16 protein-coding genes are annotated in these 20,035 nt (G+C 73.2%); 5 read left to right on the plus strand and 11 right to left on the minus strand.

The annotated features are described in order from the left end of the window. The first annotated feature begins 101 nt into the window (after positions 1-101). Both ACI2LY_RS03115 and ACI2LY_RS03120 read left to right on the plus strand, forming a co-directional pair. Positions 102-626: a hypothetical protein gene (locus ACI2LY_RS03115; protein WP_404705574.1), complete on the plus strand. Its 525-nt coding sequence runs from the start codon at positions 102-104 to the stop codon at positions 624-626. A 184-nt stretch (positions 627-810) separates the two neighbouring features. Continuing rightward, positions 811-1,464 (plus strand): zf-HC2 domain-containing protein, encoded by a 654-nt coding sequence (locus tag ACI2LY_RS03120; RefSeq protein WP_404705575.1) that lies wholly within the window; start codon positions 811-813, stop codon positions 1,462-1,464. Positions 1,465-1,467: 3 nt separating this feature from the next. Here the strand turns inward: ACI2LY_RS03120 and ACI2LY_RS03125 are convergent, their stop codons facing one another. Beyond that, complete coding sequence (locus ACI2LY_RS03125; protein ID WP_404705576.1) at positions 1,468-2,331, minus strand: Fpg/Nei family DNA glycosylase; 864 nt, start codon at positions 2,329-2,331, stop codon at positions 1,468-1,470. 42 nt (positions 2,332-2,373) lie between these two features. Then, positions 2,374-4,449: a SpoIIE family protein phosphatase gene (locus tag ACI2LY_RS03130; RefSeq protein ID WP_404705577.1), complete on the minus strand. Its 2,076-nt coding sequence runs from the start codon at positions 4,447-4,449 to the stop codon at positions 2,374-2,376. Between the two features lie 177 nt (positions 4,450-4,626). Between ACI2LY_RS03130 and ACI2LY_RS03135 the strand changes: the two genes are divergently transcribed. Then, on the plus strand, positions 4,627-6,039 hold the full coding sequence (locus ACI2LY_RS03135; protein WP_404705578.1) for a lipase maturation factor family protein: 1,413 nt from the start codon (positions 4,627-4,629) through the stop codon (positions 6,037-6,039). An 84-nt stretch (positions 6,040-6,123) separates the two neighbouring features. Beyond that, entirely contained in the window at positions 6,124-7,467 is a 1,344-nt protein-coding gene (locus ACI2LY_RS03140; RefSeq protein ID WP_404705579.1) for an amidase, read from the plus strand. On the opposite strand, the gene ACI2LY_RS03145 is transcribed toward ACI2LY_RS03140, so the two are convergent. The 8 genes from ACI2LY_RS03145 to ACI2LY_RS03180 form a co-directional block, all read right to left on the minus strand. Continuing rightward, positions 7,464-7,946, minus strand: coding sequence for a GNAT family N-acetyltransferase (locus ACI2LY_RS03145; protein ID WP_404705580.1), 483 nt, complete (start codon positions 7,944-7,946; stop codon positions 7,464-7,466). The genes ACI2LY_RS03140 and ACI2LY_RS03145 overlap by 4 nt on opposite strands. 53 nt (positions 7,947-7,999) lie before the next feature. Further along, on the minus strand, positions 8,000-8,173 hold the full coding sequence (locus ACI2LY_RS03150; protein WP_107030878.1) for a hypothetical protein: 174 nt from the start codon (positions 8,171-8,173) through the stop codon (positions 8,000-8,002). Between the two features lie 301 nt (positions 8,174-8,474). After that, positions 8,475-10,013 carry an SDR family NAD(P)-dependent oxidoreductase gene (locus ACI2LY_RS03155; protein ID WP_404705581.1) on the minus strand — a complete coding sequence of 513 codons (1,539 nt, stop codon included), beginning with the start codon at positions 10,011-10,013 and terminating at the stop codon, positions 8,475-8,477. 147 nt (positions 10,014-10,160) lie between these two features. Further along, positions 10,161-11,492, minus strand: coding sequence for a wax ester/triacylglycerol synthase family O-acyltransferase (locus tag ACI2LY_RS03160; RefSeq protein WP_404705582.1), 1,332 nt, complete (start codon positions 11,490-11,492; stop codon positions 10,161-10,163). Positions 11,493-11,638: 146 nt separating this feature from the next. Then, positions 11,639-13,957, minus strand: a complete 2,319-nt coding sequence (locus tag ACI2LY_RS03165; protein ID WP_404705583.1) for a GH92 family glycosyl hydrolase — start codon at positions 13,955-13,957, stop codon at positions 11,639-11,641. A gap of 126 nt (positions 13,958-14,083) precedes the next feature. After that, a complete protein-coding gene (glgC, locus tag ACI2LY_RS03170; RefSeq protein ID WP_404705584.1) occupies positions 14,084-15,304 on the minus strand; it encodes a glucose-1-phosphate adenylyltransferase in 1,221 nt (406 codons plus the stop codon). 52 nt (positions 15,305-15,356) lie between these two features. Further along, positions 15,357-16,508, minus strand: coding sequence for a glycogen synthase (gene glgA, locus ACI2LY_RS03175; protein WP_404705585.1), 1,152 nt, complete (start codon positions 16,506-16,508; stop codon positions 15,357-15,359). A gap of 40 nt (positions 16,509-16,548) precedes the next feature. Next, positions 16,549-17,286: a (2Fe-2S)-binding protein gene (locus tag ACI2LY_RS03180; RefSeq protein ID WP_404705586.1), complete on the minus strand. Its 738-nt coding sequence runs from the start codon at positions 17,284-17,286 to the stop codon at positions 16,549-16,551. Between the two features lie 203 nt (positions 17,287-17,489). Between ACI2LY_RS03180 and ACI2LY_RS03185 the strand changes: the two genes are divergently transcribed. Then, entirely contained in the window at positions 17,490-18,581 is a 1,092-nt protein-coding gene (locus tag ACI2LY_RS03185; RefSeq protein ID WP_404705587.1) for a DMT family transporter, read from the plus strand. A gap of 3 nt (positions 18,582-18,584) precedes the next feature. On the opposite strand, the gene ACI2LY_RS03190 is transcribed toward ACI2LY_RS03185, so the two are convergent. Further along, complete coding sequence (locus ACI2LY_RS03190; protein ID WP_404705588.1) at positions 18,585-19,778, minus strand: transglycosylase family protein; 1,194 nt, start codon at positions 19,776-19,778, stop codon at positions 18,585-18,587. Positions 19,779-20,035: the final 257 nt, after the last annotated feature.

Raw genomic sequence — 20,035 nt, forward strand, 5'->3', positions numbered from 1 at the left:
TTGCCGTGACCCCCGTCGGGGTCATGAGCTGTCCTCATCCGTGTTCCGGGCGGGGGGCCGGGTTCGGGCGACGCGCACGCACCGGAGGAAGGCAGGCAGGGATGCTCCACAGAGGTCACGAGAGTACGAACGGTGCCGGTGGCGGTGAACTCGCCGTCCCCATGGCCTGGTTCTACGCCGAGTACATCGCGGACGAGTTGCTGCGCACCGGCGATCTGATGCCACCGACGTCCTTCGAGTTCCGGGCGGGGCGGGACGCGCTGGCGCTCACCGTCTTCCTGTCCGACACCGAGGGCGAACTCTCCGGGGTCCGGGTCATCTCCCAGCTGGAGACCTGGCTGTCGCTGACGGCGTACGACCAGCCGTGGCGGGAGTGGGTCGGCGGCCGGATGGCCGAACTGACGGCGGAGGCGGCCGCGGCGGCCGCTTCCGGCACTCCCGATCCGGACCTGGCGCTCGCGGGGGACGCCTGGCGCTGGCTGGAGGAGACCGAGCTGCTCGCACCCGACCTGGACGCGGTGCCCGGCGGCGGCGCGGCCTACGGCGAGGACGACGGCCCGAAGGTGTGGACCCCGGCCTGGCGGCTCGGGCTGCCCCTCGGACACCTGGCCATCCATCTGTTCTGAAGCGGGCTCCGACGCCATCCGGGTTCTTTTTCGGGCCACTTGGAACTCGGACCAATCCGGGGGCCCGACCGCTCCGAATCCCTCGGCGGGTTTCTGCGCGCGGCTTGAGTCATTCGGCCGCGCGGTGCGTACCAATGGGTGCACCGCGTAACCCCACCCGCACCCATAGGCACGAGGATTCGGCATGAGGTCCCTGGAAAGGCATCGCGCCGTCGGCGCGTACGCGCTCGGCGTGCTGGACGAGGCGGAGACCTTCCGCTTCGAGGACCACCTCGCCGAGTGCCCCCGGTGCGCGCACGACGCGACCGAATTCGGCCCTACGGCACGGCAGTTGATGCTGTACCGGGAGGCCACGCCCGCCTTCGTGCCCGCGCTGGCCCAGCCCGGCCCCCGCATGCTGGACCGGCTGCTCGGCGAGATCACCGTACGCCACCGCGCCCGGCGGCGCAGAGTCCTCTACGGGCTCGCCGCCTCGGTGGTGCTGGCGGTGGCCGGGCCCGCGGTGATGGCCTTCGCCGGGCACGGGCAGCCCGCGTCCCACGTCACGGCGGCGACCGATCCGGGCACCGGGGTGTGGGCGCGGGTCACCACCGAGGGCGAACGCTGGGGCAGCGGGCTGCGCCTGGAGGTGCGGGACAGCGCCGGTCCGCACTCGTGCAGGCTGATCGTGGTCGGCCGGGACGGCTCGGAGCAGGTGGCCGGTGGCTGGACGGTCGGCGCGCACGACGAGGGCACCACCGCGACCACGGCCGGCTCCTCGCTGGACCCGGACGACATCGACCACTACGAGGTGCGCACGGACAAGGGCGAGCGGCTGGTGACCCTGCCAGCGCGCTGACCGTCACTTCAGCAGGCGGGACAGCCTGCGGTCGGCGAGCGGCTTGCCGCCGGTCTGGCAGGTGGGGCAGTACTGGAGCGAGGAGTCGCTGAAGGAGACCTCGCGGATGGTGTCCCCGCACACCGGGCACGGTTCGCCGGTACGGCCGTGGACCCGCAGCCCGCTCTTCTTCTCCGCCTTCAGCCGTCCCGCCGCGATCCCCCGCGAGCGCTCGACCGCCTCGGTGAGGGTGGTGCGCAGCGCGGTGTACAGGCGGGTGGTCTCCTCCGGGGTGAGGGAGGCGGCCAGCTTGAACGGGGACATCTTCGCGGCGTGCAGGATCTCGTCGCTATAGGCGTTGCCGACCCCGGCGATCAGAGACTGGTCCCGCAGCGCCCCCTTGAGCTGGCGCCGCTCGCTCTTCAGCAGCCCCGCGAAACGCTCCTCGTCGAAGTCGTCGGCCAGCGGGTCGGGGCCCAGCCGGGCGATCCCCGGCACCTCGGCCGGGTCGCGCACCACGTACACCGCGAGCCGCTTCTGCGTACCCGCCTCGGTCAGGTCGAAGCCCTCGCCGCCCTCCAGCGCCACCCGCAGCGCCAGCGGCCCCTTGCCGGGGCGCGGCGGGGTGTCCGGCACGCTGTCGCGCCAGTGCAGCCAGCCCGCGCGGGCCAGGTGGGTGACGAGGTGCAGGCCGCCGTCGCTCTCGAGGTCCAAGAACTTGCCGTACCGGCGCACGGCGGTGATCCCGGTGCCCTCCAGGGCGGTGACCGGCGGGTCGTAGGTCTTCAGCACGCTGATGGCGAGCGGCAGCACCTGGGTCACCCGGCGTCCGGCCAGGTGCTCGGTGAGGAAGTCCTTCAGCGCTTCTACCTCGGGCAGTTCCGGCATGTGTCCAGGGTGCCACCGGCGGGCGGCGGTGCCAGGCGAGGGTCAGCCGTCCGGGTCCGTCCGGAACTCGCACCACACCGCCTTGCCGCCGCCGCGCGCCTCCACGCCCCAGGCGTCGGCCAGCAGGTCGACCAGGAGCAGCCCACGCCCGGAGACGCCGTCGTCCTCCGGTTCGCGGCGGCGGGGCAGCGCGCTGGAGGAGTCCTCCACCTCGACACGCAGCCGCCGCTCACCGCCGGAGAGCAGGCGCAGGGTGACGGTGGCCGAGCCCTCGGTGTGCATCAGCGCGTTGGTGATCAGCTCGTCGGCGACGAGTTCGATCTCGTCGGCGCGGTCCCCGGCGCCCCAGGCCCGCACCTCGGCGCCGATCTGGTGCCGGGCGCGGGTGAGGGCCTCGGGGTCGCCGGGGGCGACGTGCTGGCGGAGCCGGCCGTGTGCCCGGGGTTCCTCGGGCTCGCGGCGGCGCAGCAGGAGCAGGGCGACGTCGTCCTCGCCGCCGCGTTCCTCGGCCATCGCGATCAGGCGTCCGGCGAGTTCGCGTACGTCGTCCGGGCCAGCGGCGAAGACCTCCGCGAGGTCCCGCATGCCGTCGTCGAGGTCGGCGCCGGGCTGCTCGACCAGGCCGTCGGTGCACAGCAGCAGGATGTGCCCGGGGTCCAGCTCCAGGGTGGCGACGGGGTACTCCAGTCGGCCGAACTCGGCGGACAGGCCGAGCGGCAGCCCGCCCTCGACGTCGACGCGCCGGGTGGTGCCGTCGGTGTCCCGCAGCAGGGGGTCGAGGTGACCGGCCCGGACGACCTGGACCACGCCGGTGGTCAGGTCGGCCTGGGCATACAGGCAGGTGGCGAAGCGGTCGGTGTCGAGTTCGTCGAGGAAGACGGAGGCGCGGGCCATGACGGTGGCCGGGGTGTGCCCTTCGGCGGCGTAGGCGCGCAGCACGATCCGCAGCTGGCCCATGACGGCGGCGGCGTGGGTGTCGTGGCCCTGGACGTCCCCGATGACGGCGCCGACCCGGCCTCCGGGCAGCGGGATCAGGTCGTACCAGTCGCCGCCGATGTCCCGGCCGAGGGCGCCCGCACGGTAGCGCACGGCCACGTCGGCGCCCCGGACGCTGGGGATGGTACGGGGCAGCATGGCCTGCTGGAGGCTCTGCGCGAGGTCTTTCTCCTGCTCGTAGAGCATGGCGCGCTGCAGACTCTGGGCGATGCTGCTGCCGAGGGCGACCAGGACGGCGCGCTCCTCGGTGGAGAAGCCGCGCCGGTCGCTGTAGAGCAGGCCCATGGCGCCGAGCGGGCGGGCCTGGGCGATCAGCGGGAGGTAGGCGGCGGAGGTGATGTGCAGCTCGGTGATGTGCGGCCAGAGGATGGGGTACTGCGCCGCGAACTCCTCGGGCGACTCGATGAAGCGCGGGACGAGGGTGCGTACGACCTCGCTCATCGGGTACGGCTCGTCGATCCGGGTGATGCGGGTGCCGGGCACGAAGCTCTCGGTGGGGCCCTCCGCGACCAGCCGGATACGGCCCGCCTCCACCAGTCCGATGACGACGCTGGCCGCGCCGAGGTGGCGGATGCCGTGGGTGTCCTTGAGGACGTCGATGACGTCCTGGACGCTGCGGGCGTGGGCGAGCGCGGCGGAGATGGCCTCCACGATGCTGGTCTGCTGCCGGAACGCCTCCTCCTGCGCGGTGCGCGGGGCGCGGGCGGGGCTGTCGGCGAGTTCCCGGGTGGCGTCGCGGACCAGGCCGACGACGCGGCGGGGGCGGCCGGTGCCGTCGCGGCGGATGGCGCCCTGGCTGTGGGTCCAGCGGGTGGTGCCGTCGCGGCGGCGGACGCGGAAGTAGGCGCCGTAGGTCTCGCTGCCGTCCTTGATGGCGCGGGCGACCGCCGCGTCCAGCTTGGCGGCGTCCGGCGGGGGGACCCGGACGGCGAGGGAGGTGGCCCGGCCGTCGTACTCCTCGGGGAGCAGGTCGAAGATCTCGTGGGCCCGGGCGTCCATGTGGAACAGGCCCGCGTCCAGGTCCCAGTCGAAGCTGCCCATGTGGTTGAGCGCCAGGATCGTGTCCGGGGCGGCGGGCCGGTTCTCCGGGAGTGACAGGGCACTCGCACCCCGATCAGCCATGGGGCCACCTTGCCAGCAAATGTCCGAATCTTCGAGTGGGGCGTGGCAGGGTGTGCCCGCCCGGCCCGTACCGGTTATGCGGGCCGGGCGGCGCGGTACACGGAAGGTCGGGCGGATACGACGGGTGGGGAGCGGCCCCGGCCGGGCGGCCGCCGTGGAGGCAGGAGCGCGAGCGCGATGGAGTGGTTCACCGCCCCCGACTACTGGCTGAGCCGGCTGGTGCTCCAGCGTGGGCTGGCCGCGCTCTATCTGGTGGCGTTCCTGGCCGCGGCCCGCCAGTTCCGGCCGCTGCTGGGTGAGCGCGGGATGCTGCCGGTGCCGCGGTACACCGCGCGGGTGCGCTTCCGGGAGTCGCCCAGCGTCTTCCACGCGTACTACTCGGACCGGTTCTTCGCCGGGTGCGCCTGGGCGGGCTGCGCGGTGTCGGCGGCGCTGCTGGCCGGGGCGGATGCGCTGCTGCCGCTGTGGGCCGGGATTCTGCTGTGGCTGGTGCCGTGGGCGCTGTATCTGTCGATCGTGAACGTGGGGCAGACCTGGTACGCGTTCGGCTGGGAGACGCTGCTGCTGGAGGTCGGCTTCCTCGCCGCGTTCCTCGGCAACGACGAGGTGGCGCCGCCCGTGGTGGTGCTGTTCCTGCTGCGCTGGGTGCTGTTCCGGGTGGAGTTCGGCGCGGGGCTGATCAAGCTGCGCGGGGACGCCTGCTGGCGGAAGCTGACGTGTCTGGACTACCACCACGAGACGCAGCCGATGCCGGGCCCGCTGAGCTGGTTCTTCCACCACTTGCCCAGGCCCCTGCACCGGGTGGAGGTGGCCGCCAACCACGTCACCCAACTCGTCGTCCCCGTCCTGCTGTTCACTCCGCAGCCGATCGCCTCGGCGGCTGCCGCCCTGATGATCGTGACCCAGCTCTGGCTGGTCCTCTCCGGGAACTTCTCCTGGCTGAACTGGATCACCATCGTGCTCGCCCTGTCCGCGCTCCGGCTCCCCGCCGATCCGCCCGCCGTGCCCGCCGCGCCCCTCTGGTACGAGGTGCTGGTGCTCGCGGTCGGCGTGGTCCTGCTGGCGCTCAGCTCCCGCCCGGTGCGGAACATGGTCTCCCGGCGCCAGGTGATGAACCGCTCCTTCGACCCGCTGCGCCTGGTGAACACCTACGGCGCCTTCGGCAGCGTCAGCCGGGTCCGTTACGAGGTGGTCATCGAGGGCACCGACGACGAGCGGCCGCGCGAGGACGGCGACTGGCGGGAGTACGAGTTCCACGGCAAGCCGGGCGATCCCCGGCGCTGGCCACGCCAGTTCGCGCCCTACCATCTGCGGCTGGACTGGCTGATGTGGTTCGCCGCGCTGTCGCCCGCGTACGCCGGGGACTGGTTCGGCAAGCTGGTGGAGCGGCTGTTGGAGGACGACCGCGACACCCTGCGGCTGCTGCGCCGCTCCCCCTTCCCGCCCGGCGCCCCGCCCCGCTACATCCGCGCCCGGCTCTTCCGGTACCGCTTCACCACCTGGAGCGAGCTGCGGGAGACGGGCGCCTGCTGGGAGCGCGCGTACGTCCGGGACTTCCTGCGGCCGACCCGGCTCGGCACCTCCCGCTGACCCGCCTCTCGACGTGGGGCGCGGGAGCGGGCACAGTGCTGCCGTGCGCGCCGTCCGCGCGCCCGGAGTCCCCAAGGAGTGCACGTGAGCAGCTGGGTCGGCCGTACGGCCGCCGAGATCGCCGCCGCCGTCCGCGAGAAGCGGGTCACCCCCCGGGAGGTGGTGGCGGAGCATCTCGCGCGGATCGCGGAGCTGGACGGCCGGGTCGGCGCGTTCCGCACCGTGCGCGCGGAAGCGGCGCTGGCGGAGGCGGACGAGGTCGGCGCCCGCCCGGACCTATCCCAACTCCCGCTGGCGGGCGTGCCGGTGGCGGTCAAGGACAACCTCGGGGTGCGCGGCGAGTCCACCCGCAACGGCTCGGCCGCGACCCCGGACACCCCGGCCGCCGAGGACCATGTGACCGTGGCCCGGCTGCGGGCGGCGGGCGCGGTGGTGGTCGGTCTGACCAACGTGCCCGAGCTGTGCGTGTTCGGCACCACCGAGGGCGTGTACGGCACGGCCCGCAGCCCCTGGGACCTCACTCGCACGGCGGGCGGTTCGTCCGGGGGCAGCGCGGCGGCGGTCGCGGCCGGTCTGGTCCCGCTGGCGCTCGGCAACGACGGCATGGGCTCGCTGCGCATCCCGGCGGCGGCCTGCGGTCTGGTGACGCTGAAGCCGGGCCACGGGGTGGTCCCGGCGGGCATCGGCCACGGCGACTGGTTCGGCATGTCGGAGAACGGCCCGCTGGCCACCACCGTCGAGGATCTGCGGCTGATGCTCGGCGTCCTCGCGGAGACCGCGTTCCCGGCACCCGAGGAGCGCACGCCCCGCCGGATCGCGGCGGCCGTACGCAGCCCGCTGGCCGGGGTGACGGTGAGCGAGCCGTTCCGCACGGCGGTCCGGGAGGCGGCGGGCCTCCTCAACGGCGCCGGTCACACCGTACGGCGGGCCGAGCCGCCCTACCCCCTCGACCTCGGCCTGACCGCACTCCGCCACTGGACGGCCGGTACGGCGGTGGACTCGGCGGAACTGGACCCGGCCCGACTGGCCCGGCGCACCCGCACCCACGCGGCCGTCGGACGCCGCTTCGTCCGCTCGGTACGCACCGGCGACGCCCGCGACCGGCTGCGCGCCCGCCTGCTGCCGTTCCTCACCGAGTACGACGTGCTCCTCACCCCGGCCCTGGCCCGCCGCTCCCCCGCCGCCGCGCCCTGGCACGAGCGGAGCTGGCTCGCCAACGTCGCGGTGAACACGGCCAGTTCACCCTTCACCCCGGTCTGGAACCTGACCGGCTGGCCCGCGATGTCGATCCCCTTCGGCGCCCTGCCGACCGGCGCCCCGGCCGCGGTGCAGTTGGTGGGCCGCCCCGGCACGGAGGCGGACCTGCTGGCGGTGGCGGAGGACCTGGAGCGACTGCGTCCCTGGGCGCGTACGGCACCCCTGGGCTAAAGCGCCCTGTGCATGATGTGCAGCCCGACCAGTCCGTCGCGGGGGTGGTCGAAGGCGTTCGGGATCGTGGCGAGGATGGTGAAGCCGAGGGAGGTCCAGAGGCGGACGGCGGGGTTGGTCTCGACGACGGCGTTGAAGACCATCGCGCGGTAGCCCTGGGCCTTCGCCTCGGTGAGGAGGTGCTCGGCGAGCGCCCGGCCGACTCCGCGTCCGGACCGGTCGGGGTCGACCATGAAACCGGCGTTGGCCACGTGGGAGGCGGCTCCGCCGTAGTTCGCGGTGAGGTAGGCCGTGCCGAGGAGGGTGCCGTCGGCGTCCTCCGCCACGTACACCCGTTTGGCGGGGCTCATCCAGAGGGCGCGGGCGGTTTCCTCGGGGGTGCCGGGGTCCCAGGTGTAGGTGTCACCGGCGGCGACGATGCGGTGCCAGACGGGCCAGATGCGGGGCCAGTCCCCGGCCTCGGCTTCTCTGATCGGCATGGGCGTGAGTCTGTCACGCCCATGCGCCCGACGGTCACGGGAGGCGGAAGGGGTCAGTCCACGCTGGGCAGGATGTGGGGCTCGGCGAGGTCGTCCTCGTAGCCCGCCAGGCGGATCGGGGCGGAGCGGGCCCACACGTCCAGGCTGCCGAGTTCTCCGGGCCTGCGGCGGGATCGCTCCGTGCGTTCGTCGGGGCCCTGTTCGCTGGTCGTCTTCTCCGGTGTCACCGCGCACTCCTTATGTGTCGGATCACCCTGGGGGGCGTCCCGGACCTCCAGATTAACCAAATGAGCGGACCCGCGCTCGATAGGGAATGCAAACAAGACGTAACTTCCGCTCGCCCACCGCCCCCTCAATCCCCCTTAATATGGGGCCGTTTACCGCAAAGCGCATCCCCTGCGGGGGCCGTCGGTTCACCCACTCGGCCTAGTTGTCCGTCTGCCCGGCCGATGCCCCGTCATACGACGGCGCGGCACCGGACCGAGGGGTCCGATGCCGCGCCGTAAGGGGTATGGGAGGGCGGTTGCGTCACCACTTGCCGGGCGCGTAGTCCTTCATGAAGACGCCGTACAGGTCCTCGCCCTGCTCGCCGCGCACGATCGGGTCGTACACGCGGGCCGCGCCGTCGACCAGGTCCAGCGGGGCGTGGAAGCCCGCCTCGGCCAGCCGCAGCTTGTCGTAGTGCGGGCGCTCGTCGGTGATCCAGCCGGTGTCGACCGAGGTCATCAGGATGCGGTCGGTGTCGAACATCTCCTGGCCGCTGGTCCGGGTCACCATGTTCATGGCGGCCTTGGCCGCGTTGGTGTTGGGGTGGCCCGCGCCCTTGTAGCCGCGGGCGAAGACGCCCTCCATGGCGGAGACGTTCACGACGTACGCGCGGCCGTTGGCGGCCTGCTTCGCGGCGGCGGCCATGGCCGGGCGAAGCTTGCTGATCAGGATGAACGGCGCCGTGTAGTTGCACAGCTGGGTCTCCAGCAGCTCCACCGGGGAGATCTGCTCGATGGACTGCACCCAGGTGTTGGTGTCGACCACGTCGGGCAGCAGACCGCCCGCGTCGATGGCGGTGCCGTCCAGGTGCCGGGCGACACTGGCGTTGCCCGCGACCAGGGCGAGGTCGGCGACCTTCTGGGCCTCCAGGCCGCTGGTGCCGACGGGCAGCGCGGCCAGTCCGTCGACCGCGCCGGAGTTGAAGGCGCCGATGACCTGGTGGGCGGGCAGCTCACCGGCGGGCAGCGGGGCGCTCTCGCCGTCGACCAGCGCGGCGTAGGCGGAGGGCAGGCGGCGTACGGTCTGCGTCGCGTTGTTGATCAGGATGTCCAGCGGTCCCGCCTCGCTGACCTGGTCGGCGAGGGCGACGGCCTGGGCCGGGTCGCGCAGGTCGATGCCGACGACCTCCAGGCGGTGCAGCCAGTCCGCGGAGTCGTCCATCGCCTTGAAGCGGCGGATGGCGTCCTTGGGGAACCGGGTGGTGATCGTGGTGTGGGCGCCGTCGCGCAGCAGCATCAGCGCGATGTACATGCCGATCTTGGCGCGGCCGCCGGTGAGCAGGGCACGCTTGCCGGTGAGGTCCGCGCGGGCCTCGCGGCGGGCGCGGTTCTCGGCGGCGCAGTCCTGACAGAGCTGGTGGTAGAAGTAGTCGACCTCGGTGTACCGCTGCTTGCAGATGTAGCAGGAGCGGGGGCGCTGGAGTATGCCCGCGATCCGGCCGGCCTCGATCTTGGAGGTGGGCAGGATGCCCTCGGTCTCGTCGTCGATGCGCTCGGCGGAGCCGGTGGCGGTGGCCTCGGTGACGTTACGGTCGTGCGCGGTCTTGGCGGCCCGGCGCTCCTGGCGGCGGCGCTGCTTGACCGTGCGGTAGATGCCGGAGGTGGCCCGGCGGACCTGGATGGCGTCGGGGTGGTCGACGTCGATCCGGTCCAGCTCCTCCAGCACGCTGAGGCAGACGGCCAGGCGCTCGGGGTCGATGCCCGGGCCATACACCATCTCGTCCGTGGACACCGAGTCCGTGGACACCGCGTCCCTGGACACCGCGTCCGTGGACGCCGCGCCGTCCTCTGTCACCGTCATCGCGCTGCCGCTTCCCTGATCACCCGCGCGGGGGCAAGGGCGCGCCCGCTGTCGAACGGGGAATTTTACGGAGCGCCCGGCCCCTGGACCAAACCCGCGCCGGTGGCAGGGGGCTCAGGAGCCGGGAACGGCCCCTGACGACAGGGGTCAGACCTCGCACGCTGTGAGCAGGGTCTCCATCTCGTCGGTCAGCGCACGGGCCAGGACGTCGAGGTCGGGCACCGCGCGGGCGTCGGCGACGAGCCCGTAGTGGACGCGTCCCCGGTAGGTGGAGACGGCCACCGCGAGGGACTGGCCGGGGGCGAGCGGGGCGAGCGGGAAGACCTCGGCCAGCTCGTGGCCGCCGAGCTTCAGGCCGATGCCGGGCAGCGGGACGCTGGTGACGAGGATGTCGAACCAGAGCCGCGCCGCCTGCCCGACCAGCGGCCCGCCGAGCCGGTGCCCGAGCGCCGGGACATGGTCCGCGAGCAGGGCGACCGCGCCCGCGCCCCGGTCGGCACCGGCGTCCTTGTTCCGGACCATCGCGGTGCGCACCGCCTCCAGCCGGGCCAGCGGGTCGGGGTCGGCGACCGGAAGCCGCATCAGGTACCCGGAGAGCCGGTTGCCCTGCGGCTGGGCGGTGCGCGGGCGGCGCCGGGAGACCGGGATGAGGGCGCGCGGGGCGACGCCCTCGCTGCCGTCGCCGCGCTCGTCCAGCCAGCGGCGCAGGGCACCCGCGACGACCGCGATCAGTACGTCGTTGACGGTGCCGCCGACACTCTTGCGGACCCGGTGCACATCGTCGATGTCGAGCACGGCCCCGGCGGTGCGGCGGGTGCCGCTGGGGGCGGAGGTGAGGGCCGGGGCGGGGCTCATGCCGAGGGTGGAGCGGGTCAGCGAGGCGCCGATGTCCAGGGCCCGGCCCAGGTCGGAGATGGCGCCCCGGACCAGGTCGGGGACGCGGCCGGGCAGCGCCCGCACCTCGGAGAGCAGGCCGGGGCGCTGCTCGGCGGGGCGCGGGGCACGGTCGGGCAGGTCGACGGGGTCGAGCAGGGACGCGGCCAGCTTCAGGGCGCGCAGGCCGTCGGCGAGGGCGTGGTGGAACTTGAACAGCACGGCGAAGGACACCCCGTCCGCGCCGGGCAGTACGTGCGCCTCCCACGGCGGCCGTCCGCGCCGCAGCGGGCGCTGCATGAGCCGTCCCGCCATGCCGTGGAAGTCGTCGGTGGGGGCGTGCAGCCGTACGTGGTCCAGCGGGTCGAAGTCCGGTACGGGCTCCCGCGTGGCGCCGCCGAAGGCGAGGGGCCGCCAGACGTCGCGGATGCGCATGCGCAGGCCGGGGACGGCGGCTGCGCGGGAGGCGAGCAGGTCGGCGGCGTGCGCACCGGCGGTCGGTGACTGGGTGGCGAAGACGCCGAGCGCGCCGAGGTGCATGGGGTGCCGGGCGGACTCCATGTTCCAGAAGGCGAGGTCGAGAGGGGCGAGCAGATCGGAAGTCAAGGGCGTGCCTCGCGTCGTCGACTAGTGGGCTTTCCCCGAGTCAATCCCCGAACCCTGATTACGGTCAAGTGCGATCAGGTTACGCACAGTTAACAGCAGATAAAGTCCCGCCCCTGGAGAAGGGCGGGACTCGGCAGACCCTCAGGTCACCTGAGTGCCGGGGGTGCCGCCTGGGGTCCGGTGCCCCACTCGGACGGGCGCGGGCCGACCGTGAACGCGAGTGTCCTGAGCGAGCGCAGGGCGCGGGTCGTCAGGTAGGTGCGGTCGTGTGCGGTGCGGTCGGTGCGGACGCCCTGGATGTAGCGGTCGGCGGCCGAGGTGCCGGGGGCGGTGACGGTGAGGGCGCCGGTGGGCCAGTAGCGGCGGTCCAGGGTGAGGTCGACCCGGTCGAAGACGGGGGTGGACAGGCCCCAGGTGTCGTAGCCGGGCTGGACCGGGAAGACGCCGATGGAGGTCAGCACGTTCCAGGCGGACATGGTGCCGAGGTCGTCGTTGCCGGTCATCCCGGTCGGGGTATCGGTGAACAGGGTCAGCGCCGCGTGCACCACGTCGGTGGTCTTCCAGGGCTGGCCGGTGGAGAGGTAGGTGTAGGGCGCGATCAGGTCGGGCTCGTTCTGCGGGTTGTACTTGTCGGCGTCGTAGTAGTCGTACGCGTTGCCGTGCACCCACACCTGGCGGGCGGTCGTCTCAGGGTCGGCGAGGACTTTCTCGTAGGCGAAGAAGGAGTCCAGGCGGCGTTCGGCGGCCTGCTTGCCGCCGATCAGGCCGATCATGCCGGGGAGGTCCTGGGGGACCAGCCACTGGTACTGCCAGGACGTGCCCTCGTGGAAGCCCACACTCCGGGCCGGGTCGGCCGGGCCGGTGAAGGCGCCGGAGGCGTCTCGGGCACGGAAGAAGCCGGTCGCGGGGTCGAAGACATTGCGGTAGTTCCGGGACCGGGCGGCGTAGCGGTCGGCGTCGTCCCGGTGGCCGAGGGCGCGGGCCATCTGGGCGAGCATGGCGTCGGAGAGGGCGTACTCCAGGGTGACGGAGCCGCCGAAGTGGTAGTCGGAGTCACCGTTCTTGGCGTACGGGCGGCCTTTGACGTAGGGCGCGTAGCCGTGGGCCAGGTACTCGGCGTTGGATTCCCGGCCGACGCCCGGGTTGGCGGTGGGCGGCACGCCGTCGGCGTTCTTCTTCAGGGCCCGGTAGGCGCGGTCCTCGAAGCCCTTCAGCAGGCCGAGGTGGAAGGCGGTGGTGAGGAAGGGGGTCACCGGGTCGCCGGTCATGATGTTGGTCTCGACCGGGCCGTAGCCCCACTTCGGCAGCCAGCCGCCGTCCTCGTCGATCCGGACGACCGAGCGGGCCATGTCGCGGGCCTCGCGCGGGGCGAGCAGGGCGAGCAGCTGGGCCTGGGTGCGGTAGGTGTCCCACAGGGACCAGTTCTGGTAGTAGGTGAAGCCCCGCGCGCGGTGCGGTTTCTGGTCCCATCCCAGGTAGCGGCCGTCGGCGTCGCTGCCGATGTTGGGCGCGAGGAACGAGCGGTACAGCGAGGAGTAGAAGGTGCGGCGCAGCGCCGGGTCGCCGCCGCGCGCCCGGACGGTCGAGAGCCGTTTCTCCCACGCCTCGCGGGCCCGGCGGCGCACGGTGTCGAACGATGTCCCGCCCTCGGCGCGCAGGTTGGCGGCGGCGCCGCGCGCGTCGACGTACGACAGCGCGGTGGTCGCCTCGACCGTACGGTCCTCGGTGGTGTCGAACCGGACGTACGCCCCGCCCGTCCCGCTCCGCGCCCCGGCCGTCACCGCGCCGGAGTCCCAGGCGCCGTAGCTGGTGAAAGGGCGGCTGAACCGGGTGACGGTGTACACGGTGTACGGGCCGGTGTCCCGGCAGAAGCCGTGGCCGGAGATCTTGGTGCGTACGGTGCGGTCGTCGAGGATCTCGACCTCGGCGCCGCCCGGTTTGTGCAGCGACTGGGCGGCGTTGAGCAGGACGTTGGCCTGCTTCGTGGCCGGGAAGGTGTAGCGCTGGACGCCGGTGCGGGCGGTGGCGGTGAGTTCGGCGCGGATGCCGGTGCCGAGGCCGACGCGGTAGTAGCCGGGGCTCGCCTCCTCGTCGTCGTGGGAGAACGCGGCGGCGTAGCGGGCGTTGTCGGTGGCGGTCACCTCGCCGGTAGTGGGCAGCACGGGCAGGTCGCCGCCGATGCGGCAGCCGACGCCGGAGACGTGGAGCAGGGAGAAGCCGCGGATGTGGTCGTGGGTGTGGTCGTAGCCCGTCCGGTGCCCGGTGTCCGGGGAGAGCTGGACCATGCCGAACGGCACGGCGGCGCCGGGGAAGGTGTTGCCCTCGTTCTGGGTCCCGATGAACGGGTTGACCAGATCGGTGAGGTGGCCGTCGGACGGTTCGGCGGCGCGGGCGGGGGTGGCGGCCAGCGCGGACGCTGCCATCACCCCGGCCAGGCACAGCCCGGTGCGCCGGGTCCCTCTCATGTCGGATGACCTCCGCTGGTTCGACGTCGTTGCCTGCATCGTGCGGGGCGAACGGCGTGAACTCGGGCATCCGGGACGGTTCGAGGGCGGCGCGTCGCGGGGGACGCGCCGCTTTCCGGCGGTGGGTCAGGTGACGAGCTGGCCCTTGCCCAGGGCGATCACCCCGCCCTGGGAGACGGTGTACAGCTCGGCGTCGCGGTCGGGGTTGACGCCGATGGTCGCGCCGGGCGGTACCTCCACGTTCTTGTCCAGCACCGCGCCCCGCACCACCGCGCCCCGGCCGACCCGCACGTTGTCGTGCAGCACCGAGCCCTGGACCACCGCGCCGGGGTCGACCCGGACACCGGGCGAGAGCACCGAGCGGCTGACCTGGCCCCGGATCAGGCAGCCCGCGCTGATGATGGACTCGCTGGCGATGCCGCCCGCGCTGAACCGGGCCGGGGACAGCTGGTTGGCGTGGGTGTAGATGGGCCACTGCCGGTTGTACAGGTTGAACGCGGGCCGCTCGGCGATCAGGTCCATGTGGGACTCGTAGTAGGCGTCCAGGGTGCCGACGTCCCGCCAGTAGCCCTGGTCGCGGGTGGTCTCGCCGGGGACGTGGTTGTCCTGGAAATCGTACAGCTGGGCCTCGCCGCGGCCGGTGAGCTGGGGCAGGATCGAGCCGCCCATGTCGTGCGCCGACTGCTCGTCCTCGGCGTCCCGTTGGAGGGCCTCGATGAGGACCTTGGTGGTGAAGACGTAGTTGCCCATGGAGGCGAACACGCTGGCCGGGTCGTCGGGCAGGCCGGGCGGGTCGGTGGGCTTCTCCAGGAAGCGCTGGACCGTGCGGCCGTCCGAGCCCGGAGTGATCACGCCGAACGACGAGGACTCCGCGCGCGGCACCCGGATTCCGGCGACGGTGACGCCCGCGCCGCCCTCGATGTGGCGGCTCAGCATCTGCCGGGGGTCCATGCGGTAGACGTGGTCGGCGCCGAACACCGCGACGTACTCGGGCTGTTCGTCGTGGACCAGGTTCAGCGACTGGAGGATGGCGTCGGCGCTGCCCAGGTACCAGCGCGGGCCCAGGCGCTGCTGGGCGGGGACGGGGGTGACGTAGTTGCCGAGCAGGCTGGACATCCGCCAAGTGGTGGTGACGTGCCGGTCCAGCGAGTGCGACTTGTACTGGGTGAGCACGCAGATCCGCAGCACGTCGGCGTTGACCAGGTTGGACAGGACGAAGTCGACCAGCCGGTAGGTGCCGCCGAAGGTGACCGCGGGTTTGGCCCGGTCCGTGGTGAGCGGCATCAGCCGCTTGCCCTCACCGCCGGCCAGCACGATCCCGAGAACCGAAGGACCTCCTCGGCGCATGGCGCCTCCCCTCCCCTTGGTTGAATCCACGAATGCCCTGGCATCCGCCGGATCAATCCTGCTTGCGGATCTCCTCGTACAGTCCCGCGGTGCGCCGGGCCACCGCGTCCCAGCCGAACTCCCCCACCGCGCGGGCCCGTCCGGCCTCCCCCATCCGCCGCGCGGCCGCCGGGTCGGCGAGAACGGTGTCCAGGGCGCGGGCGAGGTTCGCCTCGAAGTCGGCGTCGGCGTCGACGAGCAGTCCGGTGCGGCCGTGGTCGACGACCTCCGGGATGCCGCCGACGCGGGAGGCGACGACCGGGGTGCCGCAGGCCATGGCCTCCAGATTGACGATGCCGAGCGGCTCATAGACCGAGGGGCAGACGAACACGGCCGCGTGGGTGAGGAGTTGGACCACCTCGGCGCGCGGCAGCATCTGCGGAATCCAGAAGACCCCGGCCCGGACCGCGCTGAGTTCCTGGTAGCGGTCCCTGAACTCCCGGTCGATCTCGGGGGTGTCGGGGGCTCCCGCGCACAGCACGACCTGGGTGTCCCGGTCGATCTCCCGCACCGCGCGCAGCAGTTGGGGGACGCCCTTCTGCCGGGTGATGCGGCCGACGAAGAGGACGTACGGCCGCTCGGGGTCGATGCCGTGCCTGCGCAGGGCGTCGGTGCCGGGGTCGGGGCGGTAGAGGTGGGTGTCGATGCCGTTGTGCACGACGTGCACCCGGTCCGCGTCCAGTGCCGGGTAGCAGGCGAGGATGTCGTCGCGCATGGCGCCGGAGACGGCGATCACGGCGTCCGCCGACTCGATGGCGGTGCGCTCGGCCCAGCTCGACAGGGCGTAGCCGCCGCCCAGTTGCTCGGCCTTCCAGGGCCGCAGCGGCTCCAGCGAGTGCGCGGTCGTGACGTGCGGGATGCCGTACAGCAGCTTGGCGAGGTGGCCCGCGAGGCCCGCGTACCAGGTGTGGGAGTGGACGAGGTCGCTGCCCTGGAGGGCGGCGGCCATGGAGAGGTCCACGGAGAAGGTGCGCAGGGCGTCGTTGGAGCCGTCGAGCACGGGCCACGGGCGGTGCCGTACGACGCCGACGCCCCGGCCCTCGCCCCAGCAGTGCACCTCCAGGTCCACCAGTGCGGCCAACTCGCGGGCCAGGAACTCCACATGGACGCCCGCACCGCCGTACACGTCCGGAGGGTACTCACGCGTCAGCAGTCCCACTCGCACCCGGTGACTCCCTGCGTTTCGACGGCAGTTCCCTTCATGGTCACCCAGAAGCGGCGCGCGGGGAAGAGCCCGGCGGGCGGGTGAAGCAGCAGTCCCCGCAGACGCCTCCGCCGGGGACCCGGTAGTAGAGGCAGCAGCTGCGGCGGCGGAAACCGGTGCCCGAGCGGACTCCGGTGTCGCGCAACAGGGGGTGTGCGAAGAGGGAGTCGGTGAGGGTCGTGGTCTGGTGGACCACGTCGGCACGGGAGTTGGCGCGGGCCCAGTGGTCGAGCTGCCGGGCGGCTCCGGCGAGTGCGGAGGCGGCGTTGCCCCACAGCAGTCCGGGCGCGACCCCGTACCGGCGGGTCAGGGCTTCCCCTAGGGGCTCCAGGTGGGCGTGCAGCACGGTGTCCGCGAGGGTGTGCGCGTCTCCGGGCAGCGGGCGGACCTCGGTCAGCCACAGGTCGTCGGGGGCGGTGGCGGCGGGGTCCCAGCGCAGCAGGCGGGGGTCGAGGTCGGGCACCCGGCCGTACAGCGCGGCGCAGGCGAGCGCGGCCGACCAGAGGCGGGCGGCGAGCCCTTGCTGGGCCAGGGAGGCGCAGACCCGGGGCTCGCGGACGCGCAGCCGGTCCGCGACGACACCGATCCGCTCCGCGAGGACGTCGGGTTGAACGCCCGTCAGCTGTCCCGCGTATGTCTGGTCGAGAGGAGAGGCCGTCAGGCCCGCGGGGCGGCCGGTACGCAGGACGAAGAAGCCGCCGAGCGGGCGCAACGCGGTGAGGCCGGGATCGAGTTCCACGGTCAGCACTTGTACCAGTCCCCGAGAGCGCGGGCGTCGAGTCACCCGTCTTGGGGATGATCGGGGCGCCCTCGTACTCCATCGGCAGTAGGACGCATCGGGTGCTCAGGGACGACGACCGGGCGGGCTCGAGCGGGCAGAGTGTCCGGCATGGAAGCCGACCGTGCCCTGAGCCGGGCCCGCCTGCCGCGAGGAGGCCGCCGATGAGCGCCCTCGCGTTGTCCGTGCTGCTGTCCTTCGTGTCCGCCGTCGCGTACGCGGGCGGTGCCGTCGTGCAGGAGCGCGTCGCGGTGTCCTGTTCCGATGAGCGGTTCGCGGCGACGCGCAGGCCGGGGTGGTGGGCTGCGCTGGGGCTGAACGGCCTCGGCGGGATGCTGCATGTCGTGGCGCTGGCCTTCGGTCCGCTGAGCCTGGTCCAGCCGCTGGGCGCGCTGACCATCGTCTTCGCCCTGCCGATGGCGGCGCTGTTCGTCGGCCGGAGGGCCGGGGCGACCGCCTGGCGCGGGGCCGTCATGGCCACGGCCGGTCTCGCGGGCCTGCTCTCGCTGGTCGGCACGTCCGACGCTGGCTCCCTGGGCCCGGCGCAGCGCACGGGGCTGGCGCTGGTGACGGGCGGGGCGATCATGGCGCTGATGGTGGCGGCGCGGGCCGCGCACCGGCATCCGGCGGTCCGCAGTGTGCTGCTGGCGACCGGCGCGGGGGTGGCCTTCGGCATGTCCTCGGTGTTCACCAAGACGGTCGCCGTCGACTGGAGCGCGGGTGTCGCCCTCACCGCGCTGCCGTCGCTCGGGGTGATCGGCGTCCTCTCGGCGGCCGGGGTGTTCCTGTCCCAGTCGGCCTACCGCGACGGCGGGCTCGCCGCGCCGCTGGCCACGCTGACCGTGGTCAACCCGGTGCTGGCCGCCGTCGTCGGGATCGCCGTGTTCGGCGAGACCTTCCGCCATGGCACCACGGGCACGGTACTGGCGCTGGGCTGCGCGGTGGTGACGGGCGGCGGGCTGATCCTGCTGACGACGGAGCGGCTGGGCGGCCCGGCGAAGGTGGAGGCGGAGGCTGCCCCGATGAACGGCGTGCGCGGCCCGGTGCCGGTCGTGGAAGCGCGTGGACCGGCCGTCCCGGCCGCGAGGCGGGAGCCGAGGTGGCCCGCGGACCCCGACGCCCCCGTGGTCGCGGTCCTCACTCCCGTGGACGACGTGGACGACGAGGACGCCGGACCGGGGCCGGGTGACGATGGCGGGGACGTCCCCGCCACCGCGCACCCCCTGCCCAGGCCCGACGTCCCGTTGTGCGCCTGACGGTCAGAGCTGGGCGCCGTGTGCCCGGAGGTAGGCGACCGGGTCGAGGTCGCTGCCGAAGCCGGGGCCGGTACGCATCTCGAAGTGCAGGTGGGGACCGGTGACGTTGCCGGTGGAGCCGGAGCGGCCGATGCGCTGCCCGGCGCTCACGCTCTGCCCGGACCGCACGGAGATCGCGGAGAGGTGGGCGTACTGCGAGTAGCGGCCGTCATGGTGCCGGACGACGACCTGGTACCCGTAGGAGCCGCCCCAGCCCGCCGAGACCACGACGCCGCCCGCGACGGAGTGGACCGAGGTGCCGGTGGGCACCAGGAAGTCGACGCCGGTGTGGTAGCCCTTCGACCAGTGCGAGCCGGCCGTGCGGTAGCCGGTGCCGATGGAGGCGTGCACGGGGGCCACGACGGTGTCGCCGGAGTGGCTCGAAGACGTCTTGTGCTCGGTGGCCGCCTTGCGCTGCGGCTTCGGCGCGGCCTTCTTCGGCTCCGCCTCGGGGTGCGTCCGGTGCTTCGGGGCGGCCGTGGCGGGCGCCTTGGCGGCGCCGTGCAGGCTGAGCCGCTGGCCGGGGACGATCAGGTCGGGGTCGGCGCCGATGACGGTGCGGTTGTCCTCGTAGAGGCCGCGCCAGCCCTCCCGTACCCGGTGTTCACCGGCGATGCCGGACAGCGTGTCGCCGCGCACCACGGTGTACATCTCGGCGCGGCCCGCGCGGGACTGCGGGGTGGTCTGCGGCCGTACGTCCTGGGCGGCGACGGGTCTCGCGTGGCTCGTGGCCGACCTGGCCGGATGGCTCGGCGCGCTCTCGACGTGGGGCGCGTTCCCGCCGCGGGCGAGTCCGGCGCGCGGTCCGCAGGCGGGCCAGGCGCCGGGGCCCTGGCCATCGAGGACCTTCTCGGCGACGGTGATCTGCTGCGCCCGCGTGGCCTGGTCGGCGCGGGGCGCGTACCGGGTGCCGCCGTACGCCTCCCAGGTGGAGCGGGTGAACTGGAGGCCGCCGAAATAGCCGTTGCCGGTGTTGGTGCTCCAGTTGCCGCTGGACTCGCAGGCCGCGACCTTGTTCCAGGTGGAGGCGTCCGCCGCGTCCGCGGCGCCCGCCGCGACCAGCGGCATGGCGAGTCCGGCGCCTCCGGCCGTGACGGTGAGTGAGGCGCGGTTGATCCTGCTCGGCTGGTACCGGCGATGCCGGCCGCGTACGGCCATGGTCCGAAATCCCCTCGACATGCGTCAGGAGGGGCAAAAGTAAGCGCCGGGAACAGGCCAGGACAAGAGCGGAATCCGGCCTGCCATCGGCTCAAGTGGCCAGGAACCGGCATCGGTTGAGGTCGGAGGTTTTCCGGACCCGGCGAACTGAGCCGTCGGCGGTCCCCCGTCCGTACTGATGCCTGGCGAGCCGGATGTGCGCTCGCCCGGGTGGCGCGACAGGATGGGCCGCGAGGCCCGGACCGACGGAGCCGCAG

The organism is Streptomyces sp. NPDC002176, from assembly GCF_044903645.1.
GTDB lineage: Bacteria > Actinomycetota > Actinomycetes > Streptomycetales > Streptomycetaceae > Streptomyces.

Excerpts from the sequence above, each read along its gene's own strand:
- ACI2LY_RS03115 (WP_404705574.1), top strand. The coding sequence starts at position 102 with ATGCTCCACAGAGGTCACGAGAGTACGAACGGTGCCGGTGGCGGTGAA.
- ACI2LY_RS03120 (WP_404705575.1), top strand. The coding sequence starts at position 811 with ATGAGGTCCCTGGAAAGGCATCGCGCCGTCGGCGCGTACGCGCTCGGC.
- ACI2LY_RS03125 (WP_404705576.1), bottom strand. The coding sequence starts at position 2,331 with ATGCCGGAACTGCCCGAGGTAGAAGCGCTGAAGGACTTCCTCACCGAG.
- ACI2LY_RS03130 (WP_404705577.1), bottom strand. The coding sequence starts at position 4,449 with ATGGCTGATCGGGGTGCGAGTGCCCTGTCACTCCCGGAGAACCGGCCC.
- ACI2LY_RS03135 (WP_404705578.1), top strand. The coding sequence starts at position 4,627 with ATGGAGTGGTTCACCGCCCCCGACTACTGGCTGAGCCGGCTGGTGCTC.
- ACI2LY_RS03145 (WP_404705580.1), bottom strand. The coding sequence starts at position 7,946 with ATGCCGATCAGAGAAGCCGAGGCCGGGGACTGGCCCCGCATCTGGCCC.
- ACI2LY_RS03155 (WP_404705581.1), bottom strand. The coding sequence starts at position 10,013 with ATGACGGTGACAGAGGACGGCGCGGCGTCCACGGACGCGGTGTCCAGG.
- ACI2LY_RS03165 (WP_404705583.1), bottom strand. The coding sequence starts at position 13,957 with ATGAGAGGGACCCGGCGCACCGGGCTGTGCCTGGCCGGGGTGATGGCA.
- glgC (WP_404705584.1), bottom strand. The coding sequence starts at position 15,304 with ATGCGCCGAGGAGGTCCTTCGGTTCTCGGGATCGTGCTGGCCGGCGGT.
- ACI2LY_RS03185 (WP_404705587.1), top strand. The coding sequence starts at position 17,490 with ATGAGCGCCCTCGCGTTGTCCGTGCTGCTGTCCTTCGTGTCCGCCGTC.
- ACI2LY_RS03190 (WP_404705588.1), bottom strand. The coding sequence starts at position 19,778 with ATGGCCGTACGCGGCCGGCATCGCCGGTACCAGCCGAGCAGGATCAAC.